This is a genomic window from Priestia sp. YIM B13552 (assembly GCF_042787775.1).
Lineage (GTDB): Bacteria > Bacillota > Bacilli > Bacillales > Bacillaceae_H > Priestia > Priestia megaterium_E.
In genome coordinates this window covers 122,963-142,734 of record NZ_JBHZOU010000008.1, presented here as the reverse complement: position 1 = coordinate 142,734, position 19,772 = coordinate 122,963, and the positions used below count along the sequence as shown (strand labels likewise).

25 protein-coding genes are annotated in these 19,772 nt (G+C 33.3%); 10 read left to right on the top strand and 15 right to left on the bottom strand.

What is annotated here, in order from left to right; translation table 11 throughout:
• Positions 1–419: potassium transporter TrkG (locus tag ACFX40_RS24240; protein WP_377256748.1), on the bottom strand; the 419-nt coding region annotated here is incomplete at its 3' end.
• A 169-nt stretch (positions 420–588) separates the two neighbouring features.
• Between ACFX40_RS24240 and ACFX40_RS24235 the strand changes: the two genes are divergently transcribed.
• Complete coding sequence (locus ACFX40_RS24235; RefSeq protein WP_377256745.1) at positions 589–999, top strand: YxiJ family protein; 411 nt, start codon at positions 589–591, stop codon at positions 997–999.
• Positions 1,000–1,066: 67 nt separating this feature from the next.
• Here the strand turns inward: ACFX40_RS24235 and ACFX40_RS24230 are convergent, their stop codons facing one another.
• Genes ACFX40_RS24230 through ACFX40_RS24220 form a run of 3 tightly spaced genes read right to left on the bottom strand, consistent with a single transcriptional unit; the run spans position 1,067 to position 2,309 of the window.
• Complete coding sequence (locus ACFX40_RS24230) at positions 1,067–1,381, bottom strand: DMT family transporter (RefSeq protein ID WP_098525940.1); 315 nt, start codon at positions 1,379–1,381, stop codon at positions 1,067–1,069.
• A complete protein-coding gene (locus ACFX40_RS24225) occupies positions 1,381–1,722 on the bottom strand; it encodes a DMT family transporter (RefSeq protein ID WP_098433806.1) in 342 nt (113 codons plus the stop codon). Before ACFX40_RS24225 ends, ACFX40_RS24230 begins: the two co-directional genes overlap by 1 nt.
• A 14-nt stretch (positions 1,723–1,736) precedes the next feature.
• The gene (locus ACFX40_RS24220; RefSeq protein WP_377256742.1) at positions 1,737–2,309 is read right to left on the bottom strand and encodes a TetR/AcrR family transcriptional regulator; all 573 of its coding nucleotides are present in this window, start codon (positions 2,307–2,309) and stop codon (positions 1,737–1,739) included.
• A 341-nt stretch (positions 2,310–2,650) separates the two neighbouring features.
• Here ACFX40_RS24220 and ACFX40_RS24215 point away from each other — a divergent pair, with 341 nt between their 5' ends.
• Positions 2,651–2,851, top strand: a complete 201-nt coding sequence (locus tag ACFX40_RS24215; RefSeq protein WP_377256740.1) for a hypothetical protein — start codon at positions 2,651–2,653, stop codon at positions 2,849–2,851.
• 382 nt (positions 2,852–3,233) lie between these two features.
• Here the strand turns inward: ACFX40_RS24215 and ACFX40_RS24210 are convergent, their stop codons facing one another.
• Positions 3,234–3,581: a hypothetical protein gene (locus tag ACFX40_RS24210; RefSeq protein ID WP_377256737.1), complete on the bottom strand. Its 348-nt coding sequence runs from the start codon at positions 3,579–3,581 to the stop codon at positions 3,234–3,236.
• A gap of 458 nt (positions 3,582–4,039) precedes the next feature.
• Between ACFX40_RS24210 and ACFX40_RS24205 the strand changes: the two genes are divergently transcribed.
• A complete protein-coding gene (locus tag ACFX40_RS24205; protein ID WP_377256734.1) occupies positions 4,040–4,222 on the top strand; it encodes a Spo0E family sporulation regulatory protein-aspartic acid phosphatase in 183 nt (60 codons plus the stop codon).
• 533 nt (positions 4,223–4,755) lie between these two features.
• On the opposite strand, the gene ACFX40_RS24200 is transcribed toward ACFX40_RS24205, so the two are convergent.
• The 6 genes from ACFX40_RS24200 to ACFX40_RS24175 form a co-directional block, all read right to left on the bottom strand.
• The gene (locus ACFX40_RS24200) at positions 4,756–4,980 is read right to left on the bottom strand and encodes a hypothetical protein (RefSeq protein ID WP_011106165.1); all 225 of its coding nucleotides are present in this window, start codon (positions 4,978–4,980) and stop codon (positions 4,756–4,758) included.
• A gap of 65 nt (positions 4,981–5,045) precedes the next feature.
• Positions 5,046–5,636, bottom strand: coding sequence for an HMA2 domain-containing protein (locus ACFX40_RS24195; RefSeq protein ID WP_377256731.1), 591 nt, complete (start codon positions 5,634–5,636; stop codon positions 5,046–5,048).
• Entirely contained in the window at positions 5,608–7,722 is a 2,115-nt protein-coding gene (locus ACFX40_RS24190) for a heavy metal translocating P-type ATPase (RefSeq protein WP_377256756.1), read from the bottom strand. The genes ACFX40_RS24195 and ACFX40_RS24190 overlap by 29 nt, the downstream gene beginning before the upstream one ends.
• Positions 7,722–8,255 (bottom strand): HMA2 domain-containing protein, encoded by a 534-nt coding sequence (locus ACFX40_RS24185; RefSeq protein ID WP_014460605.1) that lies wholly within the window; start codon positions 8,253–8,255, stop codon positions 7,722–7,724. Before ACFX40_RS24185 ends, ACFX40_RS24190 begins: the two co-directional genes overlap by 1 nt.
• 18 nt (positions 8,256–8,273) lie before the next feature.
• On the bottom strand, positions 8,274–8,582 hold the full coding sequence (locus ACFX40_RS24180; protein ID WP_237758357.1) for an HMA2 domain-containing protein: 309 nt from the start codon (positions 8,580–8,582) through the stop codon (positions 8,274–8,276).
• Between the two features lie 317 nt (positions 8,583–8,899).
• Entirely contained in the window at positions 8,900–9,247 is a 348-nt protein-coding gene (locus ACFX40_RS24175) for a hypothetical protein (RefSeq protein ID WP_377256727.1), read from the bottom strand.
• Between the two features lie 277 nt (positions 9,248–9,524).
• Here ACFX40_RS24175 and ACFX40_RS24170 point away from each other — a divergent pair, with 277 nt between their 5' ends.
• From ACFX40_RS24170 to ACFX40_RS24155, 4 genes are all read left to right on the top strand, one after another.
• Positions 9,525–10,511 carry a permease gene (locus ACFX40_RS24170; protein WP_377256724.1) on the top strand — a complete coding sequence of 329 codons (987 nt, stop codon included), beginning with the start codon at positions 9,525–9,527 and terminating at the stop codon, positions 10,509–10,511.
• A gap of 10 nt (positions 10,512–10,521) precedes the next feature.
• The gene (locus tag ACFX40_RS24165) at positions 10,522–11,487 is read left to right on the top strand and encodes a TIGR03943 family putative permease subunit (protein WP_377256721.1); all 966 of its coding nucleotides are present in this window, start codon (positions 10,522–10,524) and stop codon (positions 11,485–11,487) included.
• Positions 11,488–11,958: 471 nt separating this feature from the next.
• Positions 11,959–12,828: a permease gene (locus ACFX40_RS24160; protein ID WP_377256718.1), complete on the top strand. Its 870-nt coding sequence runs from the start codon at positions 11,959–11,961 to the stop codon at positions 12,826–12,828.
• A 15-nt stretch (positions 12,829–12,843) separates the two neighbouring features.
• Complete coding sequence (locus tag ACFX40_RS24155) at positions 12,844–13,695, top strand: TIGR03943 family putative permease subunit (protein WP_377256715.1); 852 nt, start codon at positions 12,844–12,846, stop codon at positions 13,693–13,695.
• Between the two features lie 80 nt (positions 13,696–13,775).
• Here ACFX40_RS24155 and ACFX40_RS24150 read toward each other — a convergent pair whose 3' ends face one another.
• Together ACFX40_RS24150 and ACFX40_RS24145 are read right to left on the bottom strand one after the other, a co-directional pair.
• Positions 13,776–14,411, bottom strand: coding sequence for a YcnI family copper-binding membrane protein (locus tag ACFX40_RS24150; RefSeq protein WP_377256712.1), 636 nt, complete (start codon positions 14,409–14,411; stop codon positions 13,776–13,778).
• Between the two features lie 24 nt (positions 14,412–14,435).
• Complete coding sequence (locus ACFX40_RS24145; protein ID WP_377256710.1) at positions 14,436–16,106, bottom strand: copper resistance CopC/CopD family protein; 1,671 nt, start codon at positions 16,104–16,106, stop codon at positions 14,436–14,438.
• Positions 16,107–16,429: 323 nt separating this feature from the next.
• Here ACFX40_RS24145 and ACFX40_RS24140 point away from each other — a divergent pair, with 323 nt between their 5' ends.
• Positions 16,430–17,611 (top strand): cation:proton antiporter, encoded by a 1,182-nt coding sequence (locus ACFX40_RS24140; RefSeq protein WP_377256707.1) that lies wholly within the window; start codon positions 16,430–16,432, stop codon positions 17,609–17,611.
• Between the two features lie 137 nt (positions 17,612–17,748).
• Complete coding sequence (locus ACFX40_RS24135; RefSeq protein WP_377256704.1) at positions 17,749–17,958, top strand: hypothetical protein; 210 nt, start codon at positions 17,749–17,751, stop codon at positions 17,956–17,958.
• 479 nt (positions 17,959–18,437) lie between these two features.
• On the opposite strand, the gene ACFX40_RS24130 is transcribed toward ACFX40_RS24135, so the two are convergent.
• On the bottom strand, positions 18,438–18,623 hold the full coding sequence (locus ACFX40_RS24130; protein ID WP_377256701.1) for a gamma-type small acid-soluble spore protein: 186 nt from the start codon (positions 18,621–18,623) through the stop codon (positions 18,438–18,440).
• Between the two features lie 272 nt (positions 18,624–18,895).
• On the opposite strand from ACFX40_RS24130, the gene ACFX40_RS24125 reads away from it, so the two are divergent.
• The gene (locus tag ACFX40_RS24125) at positions 18,896–19,069 is read left to right on the top strand and encodes a hypothetical protein (protein WP_377256698.1); all 174 of its coding nucleotides are present in this window, start codon (positions 18,896–18,898) and stop codon (positions 19,067–19,069) included.
• A 353-nt stretch (positions 19,070–19,422) separates the two neighbouring features.
• Here the strand turns inward: ACFX40_RS24125 and ACFX40_RS24120 are convergent, their stop codons facing one another.
• On the bottom strand, positions 19,423–19,653 hold the full coding sequence (locus tag ACFX40_RS24120) for a helix-turn-helix domain-containing protein (protein ID WP_377256695.1): 231 nt from the start codon (positions 19,651–19,653) through the stop codon (positions 19,423–19,425).
• Between the last annotated feature and the right edge of the window lie 119 nt (positions 19,654–19,772).

The window sequence follows — 19,772 nt, the reverse complement described above, 5'->3', positions numbered from 1 at the left end:
GTAATTAGCACAACACGTTGGACTAATGCAATAACGCCTTGTAGCGAAAAAGCATTTAGAGATTCCTTAAGTATTAACCTTTGTTGTAATCCAATTTTTTTACCTAGTACGATAAACATGAGTATACCGATAGTCATGAATCCCCAGCCACCAATTTGGATGAGCACAAGCAGAATGAGCTGTCCAAATAAAGTAAATGTAGTACCGGTATCTACCACAGCTAGTCCTGTTACACATACAGCAGAAGTGGCTTCAAAGAGAGCATCAATAAAGCTTAAATGATGCCTATCACTTGTAGCAGCAGGAATCATTAATAAACCGGTGCCGAGCAATATTAACCCTAAAAATCCTACGAACAAGATACTTGCAGGTTCCAGATGCTTCACTTTATGTTTTTTACGCGGCCTAGAAATTAGCATATTACATTTCCCTTCAGAATGTTTTGAGTAAAGGTTTATTATATAACATACCCATTTATTTTAAAATGTGGTCATTATTTTCAGTTCTCTTATAGTTTAAACCGTGATTATGTTAACTATCTATATATATGATATACATATATCTTTTATGGTGAACTTTGTATAAACAGTGGTAAAATTAAGCTCTGCATGCCACGAAAAGGTGGAGTTAAATATAAGAAAACTAGTTATATTTGATGAATTAAAGAAGCTTAATAATGATTTGCATCATCCATTTCCATATGAAGATATTCGTAAAATACAAGATAAATTTAGTGGGGAATTACATGAAGACGATCTGTTAACCGCAGATTTTAATAGTTATTGGATGAATATTGCTGGCAGTTTAAGTTATATTTTGAAAGGTAAAACGAAGAAAATTCCTCAACATCAGATAGATCAATTAAAGTTGACTTTTTTTGAAGTTTTTCCGCAATATACTTTTTTAGAAAAAGAAATTTCTACCTATCCAAATTTGTATGAAGAATATAAGATTTATGAGAAAGCAAGAGAGCTAATGTTAAGTTATTTATTTAATTAAATCTAATAAAGAAAAAAGACGACTTTCTAAATAGTCGCCTTTTTTTGTACAGAGACTTCAAATTATGTTAACTAATAAGCTTTAGACCAATTGCAGCACTTAATACCATAGCCATAAATATAATTCTAGCTAAGCTCTTCGATTCTCCATAAAATAGAATTCCTACAACCCCTGACCCAACTGTTCCAATTCCTGTCCATATTGCATAAGCTGTTCCCATTGGTAGAGATTGCATGGCTAGGCTTAAGAAGGTGAAGCTACTTCCCAATCCTAAGACAAAGACGGCAAATGAGAAGATGTTTTTATTACGTAATATCAGGTTTAAACCTGTGACACCTACAACTTCAAAGATTCCTGCACAACCAAGAAAAATCCATCCCATTATGAAGCACTCCCTTCTTGTTTTGTACTTCCCGTTACAAGCTTCAGGCCAATAACACCCGCAAGAAGAACAAGAATTAAGATAATCTTTACAAGTTGAAATGGTTCTCCAAAAACAAGCATCTCAAGTAACACAGTACCTGTGGTACCCAGTCCAGTAAATACAGCATAGGCTGTTCCAACAGGAAGTTTTGAAGTGGCCTTAATCAATAGGCCAAAAGATAAAACAATGGCAATAATTGTTCCTGTCCACGTGAGTACATCATCAGCATGCTTTAACCCCATGACCCAGAAAATTTCTAATATGGATCCTAAAACTAATAAACCCCAAGCGCGGTTCATTTGACTCTCTCCTTTTATTCAGTAATACCTTGCCAATAAATATTCCACGAATTAGTTAGACGTTTCTGAAGACGATCTGGGAATCCATATAACAATTCAACTAATAATCCATCAAATATTGTTAAAAATGACATCATTGCAGATTCAGGAGCAATGTTTGACTTTAAGTCAGCCTTTCTTTCCTTAAATACTAATAAAAATAGGGATTCTAATTCATTTACAAAATTGTTAGTACCAATCTTAATTTGTTCTTCAAACTCTAATGGTGGAAAAAAGGATGTTCTCATAAAGAAGCTCATATTATAATCTTTTTGATAACGTCCCAAGTATTTGTTCAAAAAGTTATATAAAACTTCTTCAAGAGGTACTGAATGATTTTCTTCCATGAACTGTGTAATAAATTGCAATTCATTTTCTAGAGAATCATTAAAAGTACTAATAAAAAGATCTTCTTTACTTTTAAAATGTGCATATATAGATTGTTTTTTAATACCTACTTCATTAGCAATAGAAGCAAGCGAAGCCCCTTGATAACCATGTAAAGCAAATTGATTTAAAGCGACTTCTTTTAATTGATTTGATTTCATTTTACCACTCCTTACGAACGTTCGTAAGTCAAACTTAACAAAACGCGATTTTGATGTCAATTTAAATAGCGTTTTGTTATTAATTGACTTATAGAATTGTTTTAAGTTAACATTGAACAAACTTAATACTCCAAAGGGGAGTAGCTGTACAACAAAAGTCGTCACTACGAAACAAAATGTTTCCGGCTTTGTTGGCAATCTTAATTGTTAGCAAGACCTTTGCCTACTTTTTTAGTTAGGTGAAGTCTGTGTTTGTACATCAAGCGCTTTTATCTACTAAAAGGATAAAAGCGCTTTTTGTTTTTTATAGATTTAAAATGACTATGAGGAGTGATTAAATTATGTTCAAGAAACTGTTTGATTCACTAATGAACAATAAGCATAAGCGTTATAGTAGCAGTGATTATAAAAGAGGAAGATCAAAACCTTTTAAAAGTTATAGCAGCAGTGATGACTATAGGAAAAAGCGTGACCATCACGGAAGCTATGGACATCATCATTATAAGAGAAAAAGAAAGAGTGGAAGTTTCTTCAGTAGTTAAATGAGAAAAGGGTACCTCGTTCTAATGGCATTAGAGAAGTAGGTACCCTCTTAAAGAAATCTGCAACTGAAAATGAAGAATAACATATTCTTGCTATAAAGAGTAGATGTTACTGCCGTAGTATAAGTATATAAAGCTTGGTTGTTAAGCAGTTCTTTAACAAATAATGATTAGTATGTTCGTCATTTATAAAAAAACTGCATACCTCATGGGAGCAATCTTTCTTAACCTCTCCTGCGCGTGAGCTGCTGAAAAAGAGGGTTTTTTTCTATGGTCCAAAAGAGTAATTAGGGTAACTAAAGCTTTACTACAACATTCTCCAAACATAAGGTTTTTTATTATTTTAAGTTTACCAATAGAATTTTCGAAACCGTTAAAGGTTCTACTTTATTTTCGAAATAATAATCCCTGCAATCATAATAAAAAAACCCAGTGCTGTTTTCCAAGTAGGAACCTCTTTGAAAAATAGATACCCCATTAAGATTGAAATGACTATTTCTATTCCTTTAGATGTAACTAAAACAAATGTTAGATTCTGAATCGCTTTAAATCCAAATTTGATGCCGTATCCGATCAGCATATTGGCTATTAAAAATAGTGGAAAGGCAAAAAGTTGATACTTTAAAGTCGCCCAAAAAGCTGGATCAATATGCTTACTTTGATACGAAAATAACAGATTTATTAGAAATAAACCAGAAAATAAAAAGGTAGCACCATAAAAATAACTCATCCGTATACACTCTCATCATAATCATATTTGTTATCAGTTTACCCAACAAATGTTTCTTTATGCTATAAAAATTGCCTTAGGTAAAAATGGTAGCCTTGATACAAAAAACTATGCTCCTTAAATAATAGTTAGGAGGTCATTTCTTATAAATGATCTTGAAAAATTAGGTTGTAATCTAACGGTCGTCTTTGGAAATTGACTATCATCAGATTAAAACAAGAAAAGCCCTCACATTATGAGGGCTTCTCTTGCCTATGAAATAAGAAATGGAATTTTTATTCGCATCTACAAAACGTATTGTAACATGTATTAGGTATTAAAAATGAGCTATTCAGACCCTAAAAAAGGTATTCTAAGATTCCAATTGAATTTTACAGGGAAAAATGTTGTTATATAGTGAAAATCTAGTTATTGTTAAATAAAAAAGCATCAACTTAGAGAAATAGGTGATTAGATAATTGCAAACATATAAATACAACAATACTTTAACGAAGGCTTTACTTGTAGATATAGAGGCAGGAAGAGAACTTATGATTCAAGTAGGTTTGGAAGAAGGATTTACGAGTAAAAATACCATTGTAATCAGTCAATTCATTGATCAATTGCTAAACCAATTAGAAAAGATCACTGCAACTAATTAGTTTTTATTTTCATGTAAAAAGTAAAAGTAACCTCAATCTGTCATAAGAAAGAGGTTGCTTTTTGAGGTAACTCTATAACTGAAGATAAAACACAACAAATACTATCTTTCCTACTATAAGCAGGGGTATAGAAAGTGCTTATTGTATGCATTAATCCCCCTCTCACCTACTTAAAGAACGTTAAATCTTCAACAATGCATAAAAACATCCATAAAGAAGAAAAAGACCCCTTTACCAACCTTTCGTCTCTCAAAACATTGGCTTTTTCATATGCACTGGAAAAATGTTTTATGGTAACTAAATGCTTATAAGGTATACAGCTATACCTCACTCTGATCACTTTTAAAATTGGAATATTTTTCTTTATAAGTATTGATAATTTTAAAATCCCAGAATATAATAAAAGAAATAGTTTGCCGCAGGAAACTTTTTAGCATACGGTAAATAAGCGTTTCATCATTTAAAAATGATTCCCTCATTATGAATAAAAAGAGTGAGAGATAGCCTGGAACTATCTCTCACTCTTTTTATCATTATTTTACTTGTAATTCAGCAATCATATCTTCTAAACGCTCTTTCTGTGCTTGAAGCTCTTCCATAGAAGGTTGATAAGATGAAATAGTTTGTTGTCCACCATATGCCTGTTTAGGTTGAACCAAACGTTGTAATTGCCCACCATTCTGTTCATATAAACGATAGCCTACTGCGCCTACCACTGTTCCTGATACAAATCCCATTAGAAAATCGCGATTAATCATTATAAAACTCCCCCATAATCCTAAGTTTTTTATATCAATTCATACAAAAGGTATGAATGAATATCTTACGTAATTGTAGATAACTTTTGTGATTGCACTTTCTGCTTTTCATGTAACAATTCCAACACATTTACAATCCATGTAATCATCGCTACATATAGCATATTTGATGGCCCTAGAGATAACATCGTAACAATTCCAGTTAAAATATCTGGGTGCCTCATTTTATTGCTCGTACCATGGGATAAGACCGTATAGCCTGTTGCAACTACTGCTCCATATACGAGTGCATCTGGTTTATAAAAAGATGATTTTCGAATACCTGCTAGTAGAAGTAAGCCCCCAGAAAACAATGTACGTAGCCAATCGTTTCGTGTGGCAGGATCCATTTGAATCATAATATCATCTAGTGGGTCTAAACGCGTTTGCTGAAAAAAGATAGATACATAACAAAAAATAGTATTGCGAGAAAGTTGTGAAACATCATAGTGAATAAGCATGGTTTGAATGGTGGGTTCTATTCTCACACTCGCTATACCTTTTAAAGCAGAAAACATATGCTCAATTTCCACATGATTTTTCTTATCTCTCAATGCTGGGATATGAAATCGAATACGACCTGGTATATCATGCAGAACGTAGAATTTGGGATTCATTGGTTTCCCTCCCTAACCATAAGATTCTTGCACTATTTATTACTACACCAATAGTGGCCGCATTATGAATAGCTGCTCCCACAATTGGAGAGAAGATACCTAAAGCACCGAATAAAATTGCAATACCATTAATAGCAAACGTGGCAATAAAGTTTTGTTTAATAATGTTCATGGTCTTTTTAGATAGTCCAACTAACTCAGAAAGCATTTCTGGGTTATCAGACGTAATAATAACGTCACTGGCTTCTGAAGCAATGTCTGTTCGTTTAGTACCCATCGTTACACCTACATGAGCATGAGCTAAAGCTGGTGCATCGTTAATGCCATCACCTACCATCATGACAGCTCCTGTTCTCCCATACCTTTTTACATAAAAGGCTTTATCTTCTGGCAAAGCCTCTGCATGATACCAGTTCAGTTTTAAGCGACGCGCCATTTCTCTTGCGACCGTTCTTTTGTCTCCTGTGAGCATAATAATGTCGTTAATACCTTGATGACGGAGATTATGCACTGCGCGGTGCATACCAGAACGTATTTTGTCAAAAATGCTAACTACTCCTACAAGTGTTTGATCATAGGCTACATAAATCACATTTTCGTCGTTTTGCATTTGTTGAAGTAAGTTGGTTGTTTGAACTTTTAGTTCATTCATAAAGCGTAAACTTCCAACAACGACTCTTTTACCATTTAGCCAAGTGGAAATCCCTTTTCCTACCGTTGTTTCTACCTGAGCATTATTGTCTCTAATAGGAATTAAAATGTTCCAATCTTTCGCTTGCTTCACAATTGCATCAGCAATAGGATGGGTAGAATTTTTCTCAGCTGCTGCAGCTAAACGAATGACATCTTCTTGATTAAAGCCTTCAGCAGCAATTACTTGCTGAACCACAGGCGTTCCTTCTGTAATAGTTCCTGTCTTATCAAGAATAACTGTATTTAGTTTAGACATCTTTTCAATATGATCACTGCCTTTAACAATAGCCCCTTCTTTTGCAGCACGTCCAATGGATGCGTATAAAGCTGTGGCCGTTGATAATTTAATTCCACAAATAAAATCAATAACTAACATACTCATCGCTCTGTTAAGGTTTCGAGTGAAGAAAAATGTAAGCAGTGCCAAACCAAAAGAAACAGGAACCATTTTTTCAGCTACTGTATCGGCTATATTTTGAATAGGAGCGCGTTTATCTTGTGCTTCCTCCAACAGTTTCACAATTTTAGAGAGGGATGTATCTTCTCCTACTTTTTCAACTGTCACAGTAAGGTGTCCACTCTGCAAGACACTTCCAGCGTACACATTATCTCCACCACATACCTCTCGTGGCATATACTCCCCAGTAATTGAAGCTTCATCTGCTGTACCGTTCCCCTCTATTATGATTCCATCCACGGGAATTTTTTCTCCAGTGAAAACTACAACCTTATCACCAACTCGAATATCCTCGACTAAAATCTTTTCTTCAACGCCCTTTTCCTTTACTCTCCAGGCATATGAGACATCTAATTTTAGGACGGAGTGAATATAATGCTTGGTTTGTTCAGACGTATAGTCTGTTAATAGCTCACTAATAGTAGACATCAAAGTGATAATTAAAGCCGATCCTGGATTCTTCATATACAAAGAAGCGAATATAGAAGCAGCTGTTAATGTATTAGCATTCCCTTTTCGTTCTTTTAGGACATGAATAACACCATCTTTAATTACATCATAGGAAGTACTAATAGCAGTAAAGGTGCTAACCCAATAGGAAAGTGCTTTTACTATAGCAGGATACGAAGAACGTTGAAGGTACCAGTTAACTAAAAAAATAGTTCCACAAGCTATAATAGGTATAGCCTTTTTCCATGAACACGCTGCTTGCTTGAGTGTATGTTTATATTTATGGATAAACGATTTTAGACTGTATAAAGAGAGAGTAATATGATGATAAATGAGTAGACTTCCGGTTACTTGATTATAGCTTGCAGAATATACCCCTGGAAAAGAGCGTAACCAAGTTTCAATATGGTTTGTCTCTAGTTGTTTAGGTATATAAAATCGGGTTCTTCCAGGGAGCGAATGAGCTATCTTTACCCCGAACATCATCACCTATTCTTTTCCCCCTTATCCTTAATGATGTTGTATGACCAATAAAGTAAGCTTGCAGAGAAAGCAGGCGCACTTCCAAACGTCTGAATTCCTTTTCCTAATAAAAATAGAACAAATAAACTATCAAAGTCAGCAAAGCCATTGGTTTGCTTTTTAATCCCTTTATCTATAAATCCGAGTGTGTTAGTCATGCCATTCATCAATGTAGCATCTTTGTTTAAAATGGCGTTAGCTGCTATTTGTACGATATAACTCATCAGTTCATCTAGCTCTTCCTGGTTAATATGAGGTACAACAAATTGAAGCACTAAACTTCCTGTTAGTTCTGAAGCTTCTGATGTTAAAATAAGAGGATGTTTTTTTACTTCTTCCGTTAGAGCATGTGCAATGATACGGTGCTTCCAACTGTCACATTGTATACGCAGTCGCCCCGGCATCGCATGCAATACTTTTATTTTTTGATCACGGAATTGAGACATAATTTTTGGAGCAATAAAAGAGACACCTAAACCGATTACAGTAGGAAGCATGCTCATCCCTCCCTTTCCTTAAGCTCTATATTCTTCTTGATATATTTGTTCAATAAGTTGAAACCACTCTTCAAGTTCTTTGTTATTTGTCATATGGGAAGCCTTATATGTAATAAGTAAACTTCCGGTATCTAACGTAAAGACTGCATCATAGACAAGAACTTGAGACTTCAAATTTAAAATAATTAATTCAACTAGTTTTTTATTCTCTTTCCAAACGGTTGATCGAAGTCTAATTCTTCCTGGAATAAAATGCACAAGCTCAATTTGTAATTTATGTAGTTTTCTTTCTGCATGTTTCATTAGTATCTTTTCTTTAATACTCATTAATATCTAGATACCACCAATCATTTTTCTTTATTTTACCAACTTATATATTTTATAACAATACAAGTATTAAAATAGTGTAAATTTTATTACGCGAAAGTAAGCAATAAAATTATCTCTGTTTTAGGATAACGATAGATATATTTTTTATAAAAAGAATTAATCTATATAAAAAAGAATGAAAGGTGTTATTCTTTCATTCTTTTTCTTTACTGTAGATGTTTAAAGTCTCTTTATTTGATAGGTAAAGAATATTTTATTGATTTTTTATAATACCTCTTTCTTTTTAATTAGTTTATACTGAATTGTCACCCTCTCTACTTCATTTTAGAAATAACTACCCCTATAACCATAATAAAAATTACTGGTAATATTTTCCGCCTAGAAGCTTCTTTAAAGAAAAGGCAACCCATTAATACGGCAATTATTACTTCCATCCCTTTCGATGTCAGTAAAACAAATGTTAAGTTATGAACAGCTTTAAACCCAAATTTGACTCCATATCCAATTAACATATTAGCGATTAAAAATAACGAGAAATCATAAATTTGGTATTTTAATGTAGTTCCAAAAGCTGGATCAATATGCTTATTTTGATACGAAAACAAAACATTGATTAGAAATAGGCCAACAAACAGGAAGATTCCACCATACAAATAATTCATATATCCACTCTCACTATATTCTAGTGCTAAATTCAATGATGCTAAGATAAGAAATGGAAAAACTAAATGTATTAATTTTTCTCAGTTATATATCTTATAATTTTCACATAATATATAAAAAATCGTAATCATTACGTTTTGATAAGAGGATATAATCACTATTTTCGAGTTTTTTATCTTTTAAATAAATTTTTTATATTAACTCTTTTTTATTAGGTGCATAACTTGTTCAAACTCTATCATATAGTTCTAGTAATTGGAGGTGAAACGATAGATTATGACAACTCTATCACAATTAAGTAAAGATCTAATAGGTGTGTTATTACTACTGCTTTTTGGTTACTGTTTTTTCTTTGTTGATATAAATACGAAAGATTTAGCTATTCCAGCATCTTTATTGAATGTAAATTCTATTTTTTTAAGTATTATACTTGAAGCCATCCCTTTTATTTTGCTTGGTGTATTTGCTTCTGCCCTTATTCAAGTATTTGTATCAGAAGAACTTATTCAACGCTTGATTCCAAAAAATCCATATATCGCCCTTATACCAGCTGTTCTTGTAAGTGCCCTTTTACCCGTTTGTGAATGTGCCATTATTCCGGTTATAAGAAGGTTATTAAAAAAAGGAATGCCACTTCATATTGGAGTGGTGATTCTAGTGGGTGCCCCCATTTTAAATCCGGTTGTATTTGCTGCTACTTTTTATGCATTCCAATCAAATATGTCTATAGTATACAGTCGTATAGGTTTAGCTGCTGTTGCTTGTATATTAATCGGTTTATCCGTTTACTTCTTTTTTCGAAATTCCAACCAGTTACGAGATGTATACGTTCATGAACATGAGAACGCAAAAGTAGGTAATAAGTTAAAGCAAACGCTGTATCATGCTAGTGATGAATTTTTCGATATGGGCAAATACTTATTATTCGGTGCACTCGTAGCAAGCCTATTTCAAACCTTTTTAGATAGACAACTATTAACAAACCTTGCGAGCAATGACTATATGTCTTCTGCCGTTATGATGGGATTTGCTTATGTACTTTCACTTTGTTCAGAAGCAGATGCTTTTGTTGCTTCATCTTTTTCTCATACATTTTCACCTACAGCTCTTCTTGCCTTTCTACTATATGGACCAATGATGGATTTTAAAAACACCATTATGCTATTGTCCTTTTTTAAAAAACGTTTTGCATTTAGCCTTATTCTTATCATTACTGTGATTGTGTATCTTATCGTCATGACTTATGGAATAGTTAGTAGATAGGAGAAATGGTATGAAAAAAATTGATCAGCAATTTATCATTTATATAAGGGGAATATTACTAATTGGTTTTTCCCTCCTTATGTTTAAACTCATATTAACAGGTAAAATCATTCAATTTATTGCACCTAAAATGATGCCTTTTATATTGTTTTCTTCTGGTACCTTTTTTTTGTTGGGAATTATACAAATTTGGCGAAGTAGTGTAAATAAGGATGTATCTTGTGAGTGCGGTCATGATCATACGGAAAAAGGAAAAATTCGAACAACGTTTATTTACTCTTTATTTCTATTACCTATTATGACGGGCTTTTTATTTTCAAATCATACACTTGATAGCTCAGTTGCAGTAAAAAGAGGAGTAAAGTTTTCAGCTAATGTCCCTGGCGAGCAACCAGCTCAACAAGGAAGCAATAAAGTTAAATCTATTAATTCCAAAGTAGAAGAATACACGAATAAGGTATTAGCTGGTGATTCAGAAGAAGTACCAAAAAATGTTCCCTTAGAGCATCAAAGTAATATTTCTCCGCCTAAAATCCCACCCAAAGGATTTTATAAATTACTTGAAAAAAAGCTACTAAAACAAAAGAGCATTAATGTGAATAATACAGATTATATTCCTGTAATGAGTATCATCGAAAATAATGTAGATCAGTTTATAGGCAAAGAAATTGAGGTCGATGGATTTGTATACCGTGAAAATGGATTTAAAGATAATCAATTTGTGGTAGCTCGTTTTGGCATATCATGTTGTGTGGCAGATGCATCTGTTTATGGAATGCTATCAACTATAGAGAATGCCTCTACATTTAAAACAGACAATTGGGTTCATATAAAAGGAATAGTTAAAAAAGCTACGTACAATCAAGAGGATGTTCCATATATTCAAATTCAACAGATTGAGTCCATACGTCAACCTGATAACCCCTACGTATATGAACTTTATCAAGATGAACAGCTGATAGGTCCTGGTGAATAGAAAGCATTCTATAATAGATTTACTGTTAAGAATAAGCTATACACCATTAAACCAGTTATATACTCAGATTATAGTGTTAAAGTACTGCAAAATTTATGATTAGAACCAAAAGTAAAAAATTGTTAAATTGTTTTTCACCATTCTTTCATTTTTCTATGGTAAAGTACAAATGTAAAAAGAAATGTTGATGTAAATATTAAAGGATATTTTTAAATAATATGGTCTTTAGGGTTTTGATTAAGCTCACTTTCCTAGAGACTGCTAGTTGTTTATGTTATAAAGATATTTTTTTATTACGGCTATTGTATATATTTATTTTTTCTTAAGATTGTCCCCTTTAGATAAATAGTGTAATATCACTGTTTGTAAGTGATATTACTTTCTATTTAAAGGGGCTTTTTCTATGTTTAAAAACAAACAGAAAATTCGAATATAAAGTAACATGATTATTTCTTAGTTGGAGTGAGTATAATGAGTTCATCTCTTTTACAAATGAACACCATTTTTATTAGTATCCTAATTGAAGCTCTACCTTTTATATTATTAGGTGTAATTATTTCTGGTATTATTCAAGTTTTTGTAACAGACGAAATGATGGCAAAAGCTATTCCTAAAAATAAATTTGGGGCAATTGTTCTAGCAAGTGTAATTGGAGCTTTATTTCCGGCTTGTGAATGTGGGATTGTCCCAATAACAAGACGTTTAATGGCAAAAGGCGTTCCCTTATATGCTGCTATTCCGTTCATGTTAACAGGGCCTATTATTAATCCTGTTGTCCTATTCGCGACCTTTGTGGCTTTCGGTAACGATTGGAAAATCATGATTGAACGTGGTGTTGTTGCCTTCCTTGTATCTTTAATAGTAGGTTTAATTTTAGCCTTTCAATTTAAAACGCCACAAGTTAAAAATGAGATACATGTACACACTGCTTCCAAGAAGATGAGTGAAAAAATAGGAGATGCTCTTAAACATACTATTGATGAATTCTTTTCTGTTGGAAAATTTGTCATTATCGGTGGATTAATCGCGGCTACGATGCAAACTTATGTGAAGACCTCTACCCTCATGGCTCTCGGGCACGGAGTAGTATCTTCAAATGTAGTAATGATGGGCCTATCTTATATTTTATCGCTATGTTCTTCAGCTGATGCTTTTATTGCTTCATCGTTTCGAAGTACATTTAATGATAGTGCAATTATAGCCTTTCTAGTATTTGGTCCTATGTTCGATATAAAAAATACATTAATGATGTTGAGCCAATTTAAGACAAAATTTGTTTTTTCACTATTTGTATACGTGTTTATTCTAGTATTGGTTCTATCTCTACTAATCGTTCATTAAAAAGGAGGGATATTAATGTTTAGAGTTTTGATTTTGTTAGGCTTTACTATGATCTTTATGCACCTTCATGCAACCGGAGATATTTCAAAATATATTAACATGAAATATTCATGGATTTCATATGGAACAATTTTTTTACTGTGGTTTTTAACTATTGCAGAACTAGTTTTTTATATGACAGGATCTGATGAGAAAGAGCAAGGTCATGACCATAATTGTGACTGCGGATGCGGTCATAGTCATGAATCACCGAACAAGTGGAAAAGACGGGCATGGTACCCTCTTTATTTCTTACCTGTTTTAACCGTCTTCTTTTTGCCTGTAGCTACACTTGATTCAAATATTGTTGAAGCAAAAGGATTTCATTTTCCTATTTATGATAAAAAAGATCCTTACTCCTCACATCAGTTTCTACAACCAGATACGAGTTCTTTTTATGGAGAAGATGCATACGATAAAATGATTCATAAAGATTTAAAAAAGTTTTCAAAAGGGAAAACCATTAATTTAGAAGATGAAGAATTTTTAAATGCAATGGAAACTATTTATCGATATCCTGGTGAGTTTACTGGAAAACAAATTAAATTTAAGGGATTTATGTACCACACTAAAGAATTAAAAGACAATCAGTACTTTTTATTTCGTTTTGGAATCATTCATTGTATAGCTGATTCAGGCGTGTTTGGTATGTTAGTTCAATTTCCGGATGATGTATCATTTAAAAATGATGATTGGGTAACGGTAACTGGTGAAGTAAGTACGATGTATTATCAACCATTTAAAAAGACAATTCCTATTGTAAAAGTAACAGAAGTAAAACGTGAAGAAAAACCAGATGATCCTTATGTATATCGTAATAATCAATAAATAAGAATAGAAAACGCAGGCTAACAAATGTTAACCTGCGTTTTTAGATTGCTGTCTAATTAAATCTTTAATAAAAATAATTAGCTCTGCTTCTTTCTTCTTAAACTAAAGATTAATGAAATAATGCCTAGCACTAATGCAATAATTGAAAGAGTAGTAGGAAGTGCAAAATTTGAATCATTGTTAGTTGCTTCGCTAGTAGCAGTTGTGTCGCTAGTAGCTGATGTATGAGAATCTCCCTCTGCTCCGTTTCCTTTTACTACCGTTGTGATAGATGCAGGTGTATCTGCATCAGCAGGGCCTTCCCATGCTACTGTTGACCCATCTTTATATGTTTGATAAGCCTTCCAAACAATCTTCTTAGCATTATCGCCTACTTTTCCTTGCATATTGAATTCTCCAAACTCTGTAGGTGATAAACCTGCATTAGTAGCTGTCCATGTCACACTTGTAATCAAACCTGAAGAGTCTTTTTGAAGTTCATATTTCCATCCTTCCATAGGTTCGAATCGAGATATTTCTACGTCTTTTGGAATCTCAATTTTCACTTTTGTAGTTGGAATATCTTTTTCAGTTGGAACGCGCACAGTAAATTTTTCATAAGAGCCTTGTGTCGCTTCTTGAGGGTATACGACAACATGAGCACTTGCAGTACCCGCAAATGCAATCGTTGAAAGAACTAATGTAGATAAAAGAGCTGTTACTTGTTTTTTCATTTCTTTTCCTTCTTTCTAAAATCATTATTTAACATCGTAAACAATGATGTCCTTATAGATTACAATCTCATCTAGGTTTGATGTAACAAGCCGTACAGCAATTTGCCATCTTCCCGCATAAGGAATGACAAGGTTGTTTGTTTCATACATCTTATACTGCACTTGTTGTTTCTCCTGACTTTCGTCTTTATTTACTTTTAAGGGCACATCAATTGGTGCAAGCTCTCCTTTATTCTTAGGAGAAAGTGCGATGTCTATCGATTGGATAGAAGATCCATCCTGTGGTAAAGATGCTTTTACCCAGAGAGAACCCTTGCCAGGAGATAAGGTTGACGTTTTTACGAGAAACTCTATGTCTTGCTTGTTTTCTTTCCATACCAAAGGTTCATTCTGTGGAACAGGGTTTAAGTGTGTAATCGTTCCTACAATTAATACAATAATCAGCATAAAACTTATATCAGACATTAAAAACTTTGTAGGGCTTGGTGAATCGTTCTTTCGTAGATGTTCTCTAATGAGTATCCCTACACCAGCTACTAACATGACCATAAATATTTTAGCTAACAATAACAGTCCCCACGTGGTTTTAAAGAGTGCTGTTATATCTCGAAGAAGCTTTAAAGTGTAAAGAACACCTGAAAGGATTAATAATATAAGACTCACAAAGGCTATGCGCGAAAAAATCGGAAGAAAAGCTAAAGCTTGTTCTCTCTCCTTACGCCAAATCATAAAAAGATAAACTAACCCAGCTGCCCATAAAGAGGCGGTAACCAAATGCATAAAGTCTAAAATTATTGTATAGACTGGTACGTCTGATGCTATGGCGTGACCATTTAACGTAGTAGCTACTAACAGCAAACCTACCCATATAAAATCAAGCCATTTATTCTTTAGTAGGAAAGGAAATCCAACACAGGCAAGAAGAATGCAAGTTAGCCATGACCAACCAGTAGCAGAATGAATGACAAATATTTTTATTTGCGAAAGGCTAGAACCCTTTAATAGCGCAGTGCTTTGGACTCCTATACTAATCAGTAAAAAAATAATATATCCAGTTTGAAGGTACCTTACATTCGTCTTATACTTTTGTTTTTGTTGATCTGATTGATAAGGAACATACCATTTCCATAGGACAAAGCCAACTAACCATAATAAAGCCAGATAATAGAATGTCTGTACTAAAGAAAAACCTATATTATAAAAAGAACTCTGCTTCCCACTTTCGCCTTGATTACTATTGTCATTCTTAATAGCTTGATCTATTTTTTCTCCTATAGAAAAGACGTACGTTCCTTGTACAGGATGGCTATCTGCAGAAATGACTGAATAGCTAACGGTATAAATACCTTTTTTGGAAGGTGGCACATCCAAAGAGATCGTTTTGTGAGTTCGATTCATTGTTGCTTTTTTAGTGGTAATAAGTTTCTCTTTATCATTGCGTACTTGAAGATTAAAAACACCTTCTCCTAATCGTTCATTAAACGTCAATGATACCTTGCCAGGCATTTGCTTTAGTTGACTTCCTTCTTTCGGTGATGCATCCAAAAGGACTGCGTGTGCTGATACATTAAGAGGGGCACCTAAAACAAAAAAAGATATGAATAAGAGTAGAGCTATCTTTTTTAACATACATTTTTCACCTATATATTCTTGTTTTATAACACTCATTCTTAGTATAAGTTTAGCCTTAAACAAAGAAAATCACTCAGTAGAGTGATTTTCTTAAAATAGCAGACAAAAACATTGAACATTTTAGAACAAATGAAGTAACAAGCTTGGTTAAGTAGAACCCTTAGGAGCATAATTTATCTGTTATGCAGGGAAACGCTCCGTGAGGAAATTAACTCGGTTTTTCCATATAATAGGTCAAACGTATATAATGGTAATTTAAGATTAATTTTACTTTCTTCAATCAAAGTAAGACTTGCAAATTAATCTAGCTAAGCTGAAATCCCATGGATAGCTACATATTTTTTTAATAAAACATGTCATCTATTAGAGGTAAAAGGAGAAATTAAATGATTACATATTGGATTATTTTATTAGCCATTGCTGTAGGTGTAGTATTTATCGCTGAAAAAATGAAACAGCCGTATCCCACGTTCCTTGTTGTGATGGGGTTAATCATTGGTTTGACGCCGGTTCCTGGATTGGAAGAAATAAAAAGTTATGCAGCAAATGATACCGTGTTTCAAACGACCGTTATTTTTATCTTTTTATCAGCTTTGTTAGGAGATGCAGCACTTAAACTGCCTTTTGATGAATTAAAACGTAATAAGAAATCAATTTCTTTATTAGCTTTGTTAGGTACATTTCTCACGTTCTTACTAGTTGCGGTTTCTACTTATTTTTTCTTGCACCTTTCTTTGCAAGAAGCCTTAATTTTCGGTGCACTTATGGCAGCTACTGATCCTGTATCCGTCTTAAGTATTTTTAAGTCAATGGGATTAAATAAGCGCCTCTCCATTGTGGTCGAAGGAGAAAGTTTAGCCAATGATGGAGTTGCTGTTGTATTATTTCAAATTGCTGTGGTAACTACTGCCTTGAGCTTAACCGGTACGGTGAATGCTTTTCTTGAATTTCTGAAAGTTGCAATTGGAGGTGTATTAATTGGTGGAGTGTTTGGTTTATTAGCTTCTCGTATTACATCTAAGATTGATCATTATTTAGTGGAGACTGGATTATCAATGGTTTTATTTTATGGTACGTTTCAGCTAGCTGAACACTTTGAGGTTTCTGGAGTAATATCTGTAGTAGTAGGTGGTATAACCCTAGGAACTTATGGACGAAACGTAGGTATGTCAGACTTAACTCATGAAAAAGTAAATTCCTTTTGGGAAACGATTGCTTTTCTCTCTAATGCGCTTATTTTTTTACTGGTAGGATTAGAAGTAAGTCGTATTGATTTTTTAGATAAAGGATGGCTCATTGTTGGAAGTATTCTTATTGTCCTGTTAGCACGTTTTCTCGCTGTCTATATAAGCTTGGCTTTTGATAAATCTATTCCAACATCTTGGAAGCCTATTATTTCGTGGGGAGGGTTAAAGGGATCTCTTTCAATTGCGCTTGTTTTAGGCATTACACCCGAATTTGAAGGGAAAAATCTTCTGTTAGCAATGACATTTAGTAATGTAGTCTTTTCTCTTCTTATTCAAGGAACAACACTAAAAAAATTAGTTTCAGTTTTGAAGGTAAAATAAACCTCTATACTAAAAGAGGGTGAATTTTATTGTTGAAACCTTTCTCAAGTCCACTCGTAGATACATAAGGAACCCTTACTTCTTTCTTAGTCAAGATACAATAAATACAAAATAAAAAGCGTGAAAGGAGGAATTAGATGGAACCAAAAGTGAGTTGGTGTATTAAAAATCCTTCGTTTTATTTAGGAGCTATTTTATTTCTCATCTTTGGTAGCCAATCTGTTACAGAATATGTAAAAGAACATAAAGTGTATGTTCTAGAGACTATATTAAGTATCATAGGCGTTCTTATGATTACTATAACGGTGAAAAAGAAACTTGCTCATCATACACAAAAAAGCACTTAACTGCGGGTTAGGTGCTTTTTATATACCTAAAGAGTAAATTTCATACCTTCTAACAGGCTTTTCAAATACTGACTATTTCAAAAAATACTATCATACATTGTAATAATCGGCGCCATTTTAGGGATTCCCATTTTATTAATTTCCCTTGAGATGTTCATGCTAGATGTATAAAAGGCAGTTGTTTTATTCATTTTTCTCCATTCGTATTAGTCATAAATGCTGATAAATCAAGGATGTATAAAAAGGTGCATAAAGTATAAAGTTTCCTCATCGAGAACCCTACTCCCCTAAGGGTTCTCTTTTTTTGTGGGTTCCGTTAAAGTGGTTATGTAAACTATGAATGTATATGATATACAGCTTAAAAAACAGAAAAACCACTGGATCTAATCAGTGGCTTTTCTATTCTCGTAAGGAAACTGGAGAGTTAGCATTATGATGCCTCACGGCATCTTGAGTAGTTTGCTCAAAACTTTTCTGTATTATTGCCCAGTATTTTGATTTTTCTTAGCTTCTGCTTGAGCATTCTGTTGTTTTACTGCTTGTACATCTGTTTCACTAGCAAACTCTGTTCCAAATTTGTTAGATGCAGCATTTTGATTTTGTTGTTTTACTTTTGCAGCATTTGTTCCTGCAGAAGTTTTGTTTGATTGTTGGTTGTTATTCATTACGATCACCTCCATAAGAATTAACGTTCCCAAAGGGTTCGTAACTATTCATTCTAAAAGCTTTTAAGGAATATATGATTGCCGATAATTGTTATGTAAACTAGTAATGTATAGTGTGTGCATTTATTAAAATCATTTTAGCTCACACATGAAAAAATTATTCGAATTAATGTTATGAAAGGTGTTTCTATACTACATAATCCAATTTAGCTTGAGCTCTGTGGTAACTGTAGTTTGACTGTATTTTAAATCTTATAAAGGGGGGCATGTGAATGAAGAAAGAGCTCTTATTTGAATCGTATGTCTTGCTGTTTGATATTGAAATAACACTTGCCAGTATAATAGAAAAAGAAATGACCACACATTATGGACATTTATGGCGACAAATTTTTTTGCTGAAGGTGGAACCCAACTCTCCGATAATATCCCCTTATTATTCCAATTAAATCTTCTGCAAGGTATCTTCACGGATCATGAATTACACGACCTATGTATATTAGTAGATGTAAAAAACACTTTGAATCAACAATCAACTATTTCTCAGGATGATTTTGACCACCTTAAGTATTTCTCTCACCAACTAAACAGAAAGAAATTTCTCTCATTATCTATCTAACTTTATTCACAGTGAAAAATCTTAAAAACATTTAAGCATAATAAGAAGTAAATAGGAGTTATACTTTTAAGCACTTAATGAATATGAAAGGTCTACTTGTATGAGACTAAGTAGGCTTTTCTTCTACGTTAAAGTCTATAAAACATTTACGTATTATCCACAAGACAATCATAGCATTTCCCATTATATTTGTAGAAAATCTTCTACTTTTACGTCTTTCTTTAACTTTCGCAATCCGTTATTTATTCTATAGATGGTGGAGTATTTAGGTATGTAGTCTTTATCGTTACAAAGTCTAGATATAGTTGGACGACTTAACTTTGTTGCCTTTTCGAGTTCTAATTGATTAATATCTTCTTGCTTATCTAACCATCTTCCAAATTTTGTTCGCTTCTTCCCTAAGCCTAGAATCATACAGCCATCTCCTTTAAGAAGAAGTATGGACATTATGTAACTTTTTTAATCATTAGAAAAAAAGTTACATATAGGACAAGCAGTAGTTCATATCATAAATTAAGACGTCAGAAAGAGAC

Coding starts and splice junctions, on each gene's coding strand:
- ACFX40_RS24230 (WP_098525940.1), bottom strand. CDS start 1,381: ATGGGATGGATTTTTCTTGGTTGTGCAGGAATCTTTGAAGTTGTAGGT.
- ACFX40_RS24225 (WP_098433806.1), bottom strand. CDS start 1,722: ATGAACCGCGCTTGGGGTTTATTAGTTTTAGGATCCATATTAGAAATT.
- ACFX40_RS24220 (WP_377256742.1), bottom strand. CDS start 2,309: ATGAAATCAAATCAATTAAAAGAAGTCGCTTTAAATCAATTTGCTTTA.
- ACFX40_RS24215 (WP_377256740.1), top strand. CDS start 2,651: ATGTTCAAGAAACTGTTTGATTCACTAATGAACAATAAGCATAAGCGT.
- ACFX40_RS24210 (WP_377256737.1), bottom strand. CDS start 3,581: ATGAGTTATTTTTATGGTGCTACCTTTTTATTTTCTGGTTTATTTCTA.
- ACFX40_RS24200 (WP_011106165.1), bottom strand. CDS start 4,980: ATGATTAATCGCGATTTTCTAATGGGATTTGTATCAGGAACAGTGGTA.
- ACFX40_RS24195 (WP_377256731.1), bottom strand. CDS start 5,636: ATGAATCCCAAATTCTACGTTCTGCATGATATACCAGGTCGTATTCGA.
- ACFX40_RS24190 (WP_377256756.1), bottom strand. CDS start 7,722: ATGATGTTCGGGGTAAAGATAGCTCATTCGCTCCCTGGAAGAACCCGA.
- ACFX40_RS24185 (WP_014460605.1), bottom strand. CDS start 8,255: ATGCTTCCTACTGTAATCGGTTTAGGTGTCTCTTTTATTGCTCCAAAA.
- ACFX40_RS24180 (WP_237758357.1), bottom strand. CDS start 8,582: ATGAGTATTAAAGAAAAGATACTAATGAAACATGCAGAAAGAAAACTA.
- ACFX40_RS24175 (WP_377256727.1), bottom strand. CDS start 9,247: ATGAATTATTTGTATGGTGGAATCTTCCTGTTTGTTGGCCTATTTCTA.
- ACFX40_RS24170 (WP_377256724.1), top strand. CDS start 9,525: ATGACAACTCTATCACAATTAAGTAAAGATCTAATAGGTGTGTTATTA.
- ACFX40_RS24165 (WP_377256721.1), top strand. CDS start 10,522: ATGAAAAAAATTGATCAGCAATTTATCATTTATATAAGGGGAATATTA.
- ACFX40_RS24160 (WP_377256718.1), top strand. CDS start 11,959: ATGAGTTCATCTCTTTTACAAATGAACACCATTTTTATTAGTATCCTA.
- ACFX40_RS24155 (WP_377256715.1), top strand. CDS start 12,844: ATGTTTAGAGTTTTGATTTTGTTAGGCTTTACTATGATCTTTATGCAC.
- ACFX40_RS24150 (WP_377256712.1), bottom strand. CDS start 14,411: ATGAAAAAACAAGTAACAGCTCTTTTATCTACATTAGTTCTTTCAACG.
- ACFX40_RS24140 (WP_377256707.1), top strand. CDS start 16,430: ATGATTACATATTGGATTATTTTATTAGCCATTGCTGTAGGTGTAGTA.
- ACFX40_RS24135 (WP_377256704.1), top strand. CDS start 17,749: ATGGAACCAAAAGTGAGTTGGTGTATTAAAAATCCTTCGTTTTATTTA.
- ACFX40_RS24130 (WP_377256701.1), bottom strand. CDS start 18,623: ATGAATAACAACCAACAATCAAACAAAACTTCTGCAGGAACAAATGCT.
- ACFX40_RS24125 (WP_377256698.1), top strand. CDS start 18,896: ATGAAGAAAGAGCTCTTATTTGAATCGTATGTCTTGCTGTTTGATATT.
- ACFX40_RS24120 (WP_377256695.1), bottom strand. CDS start 19,653: ATGATTCTAGGCTTAGGGAAGAAGCGAACAAAATTTGGAAGATGGTTA.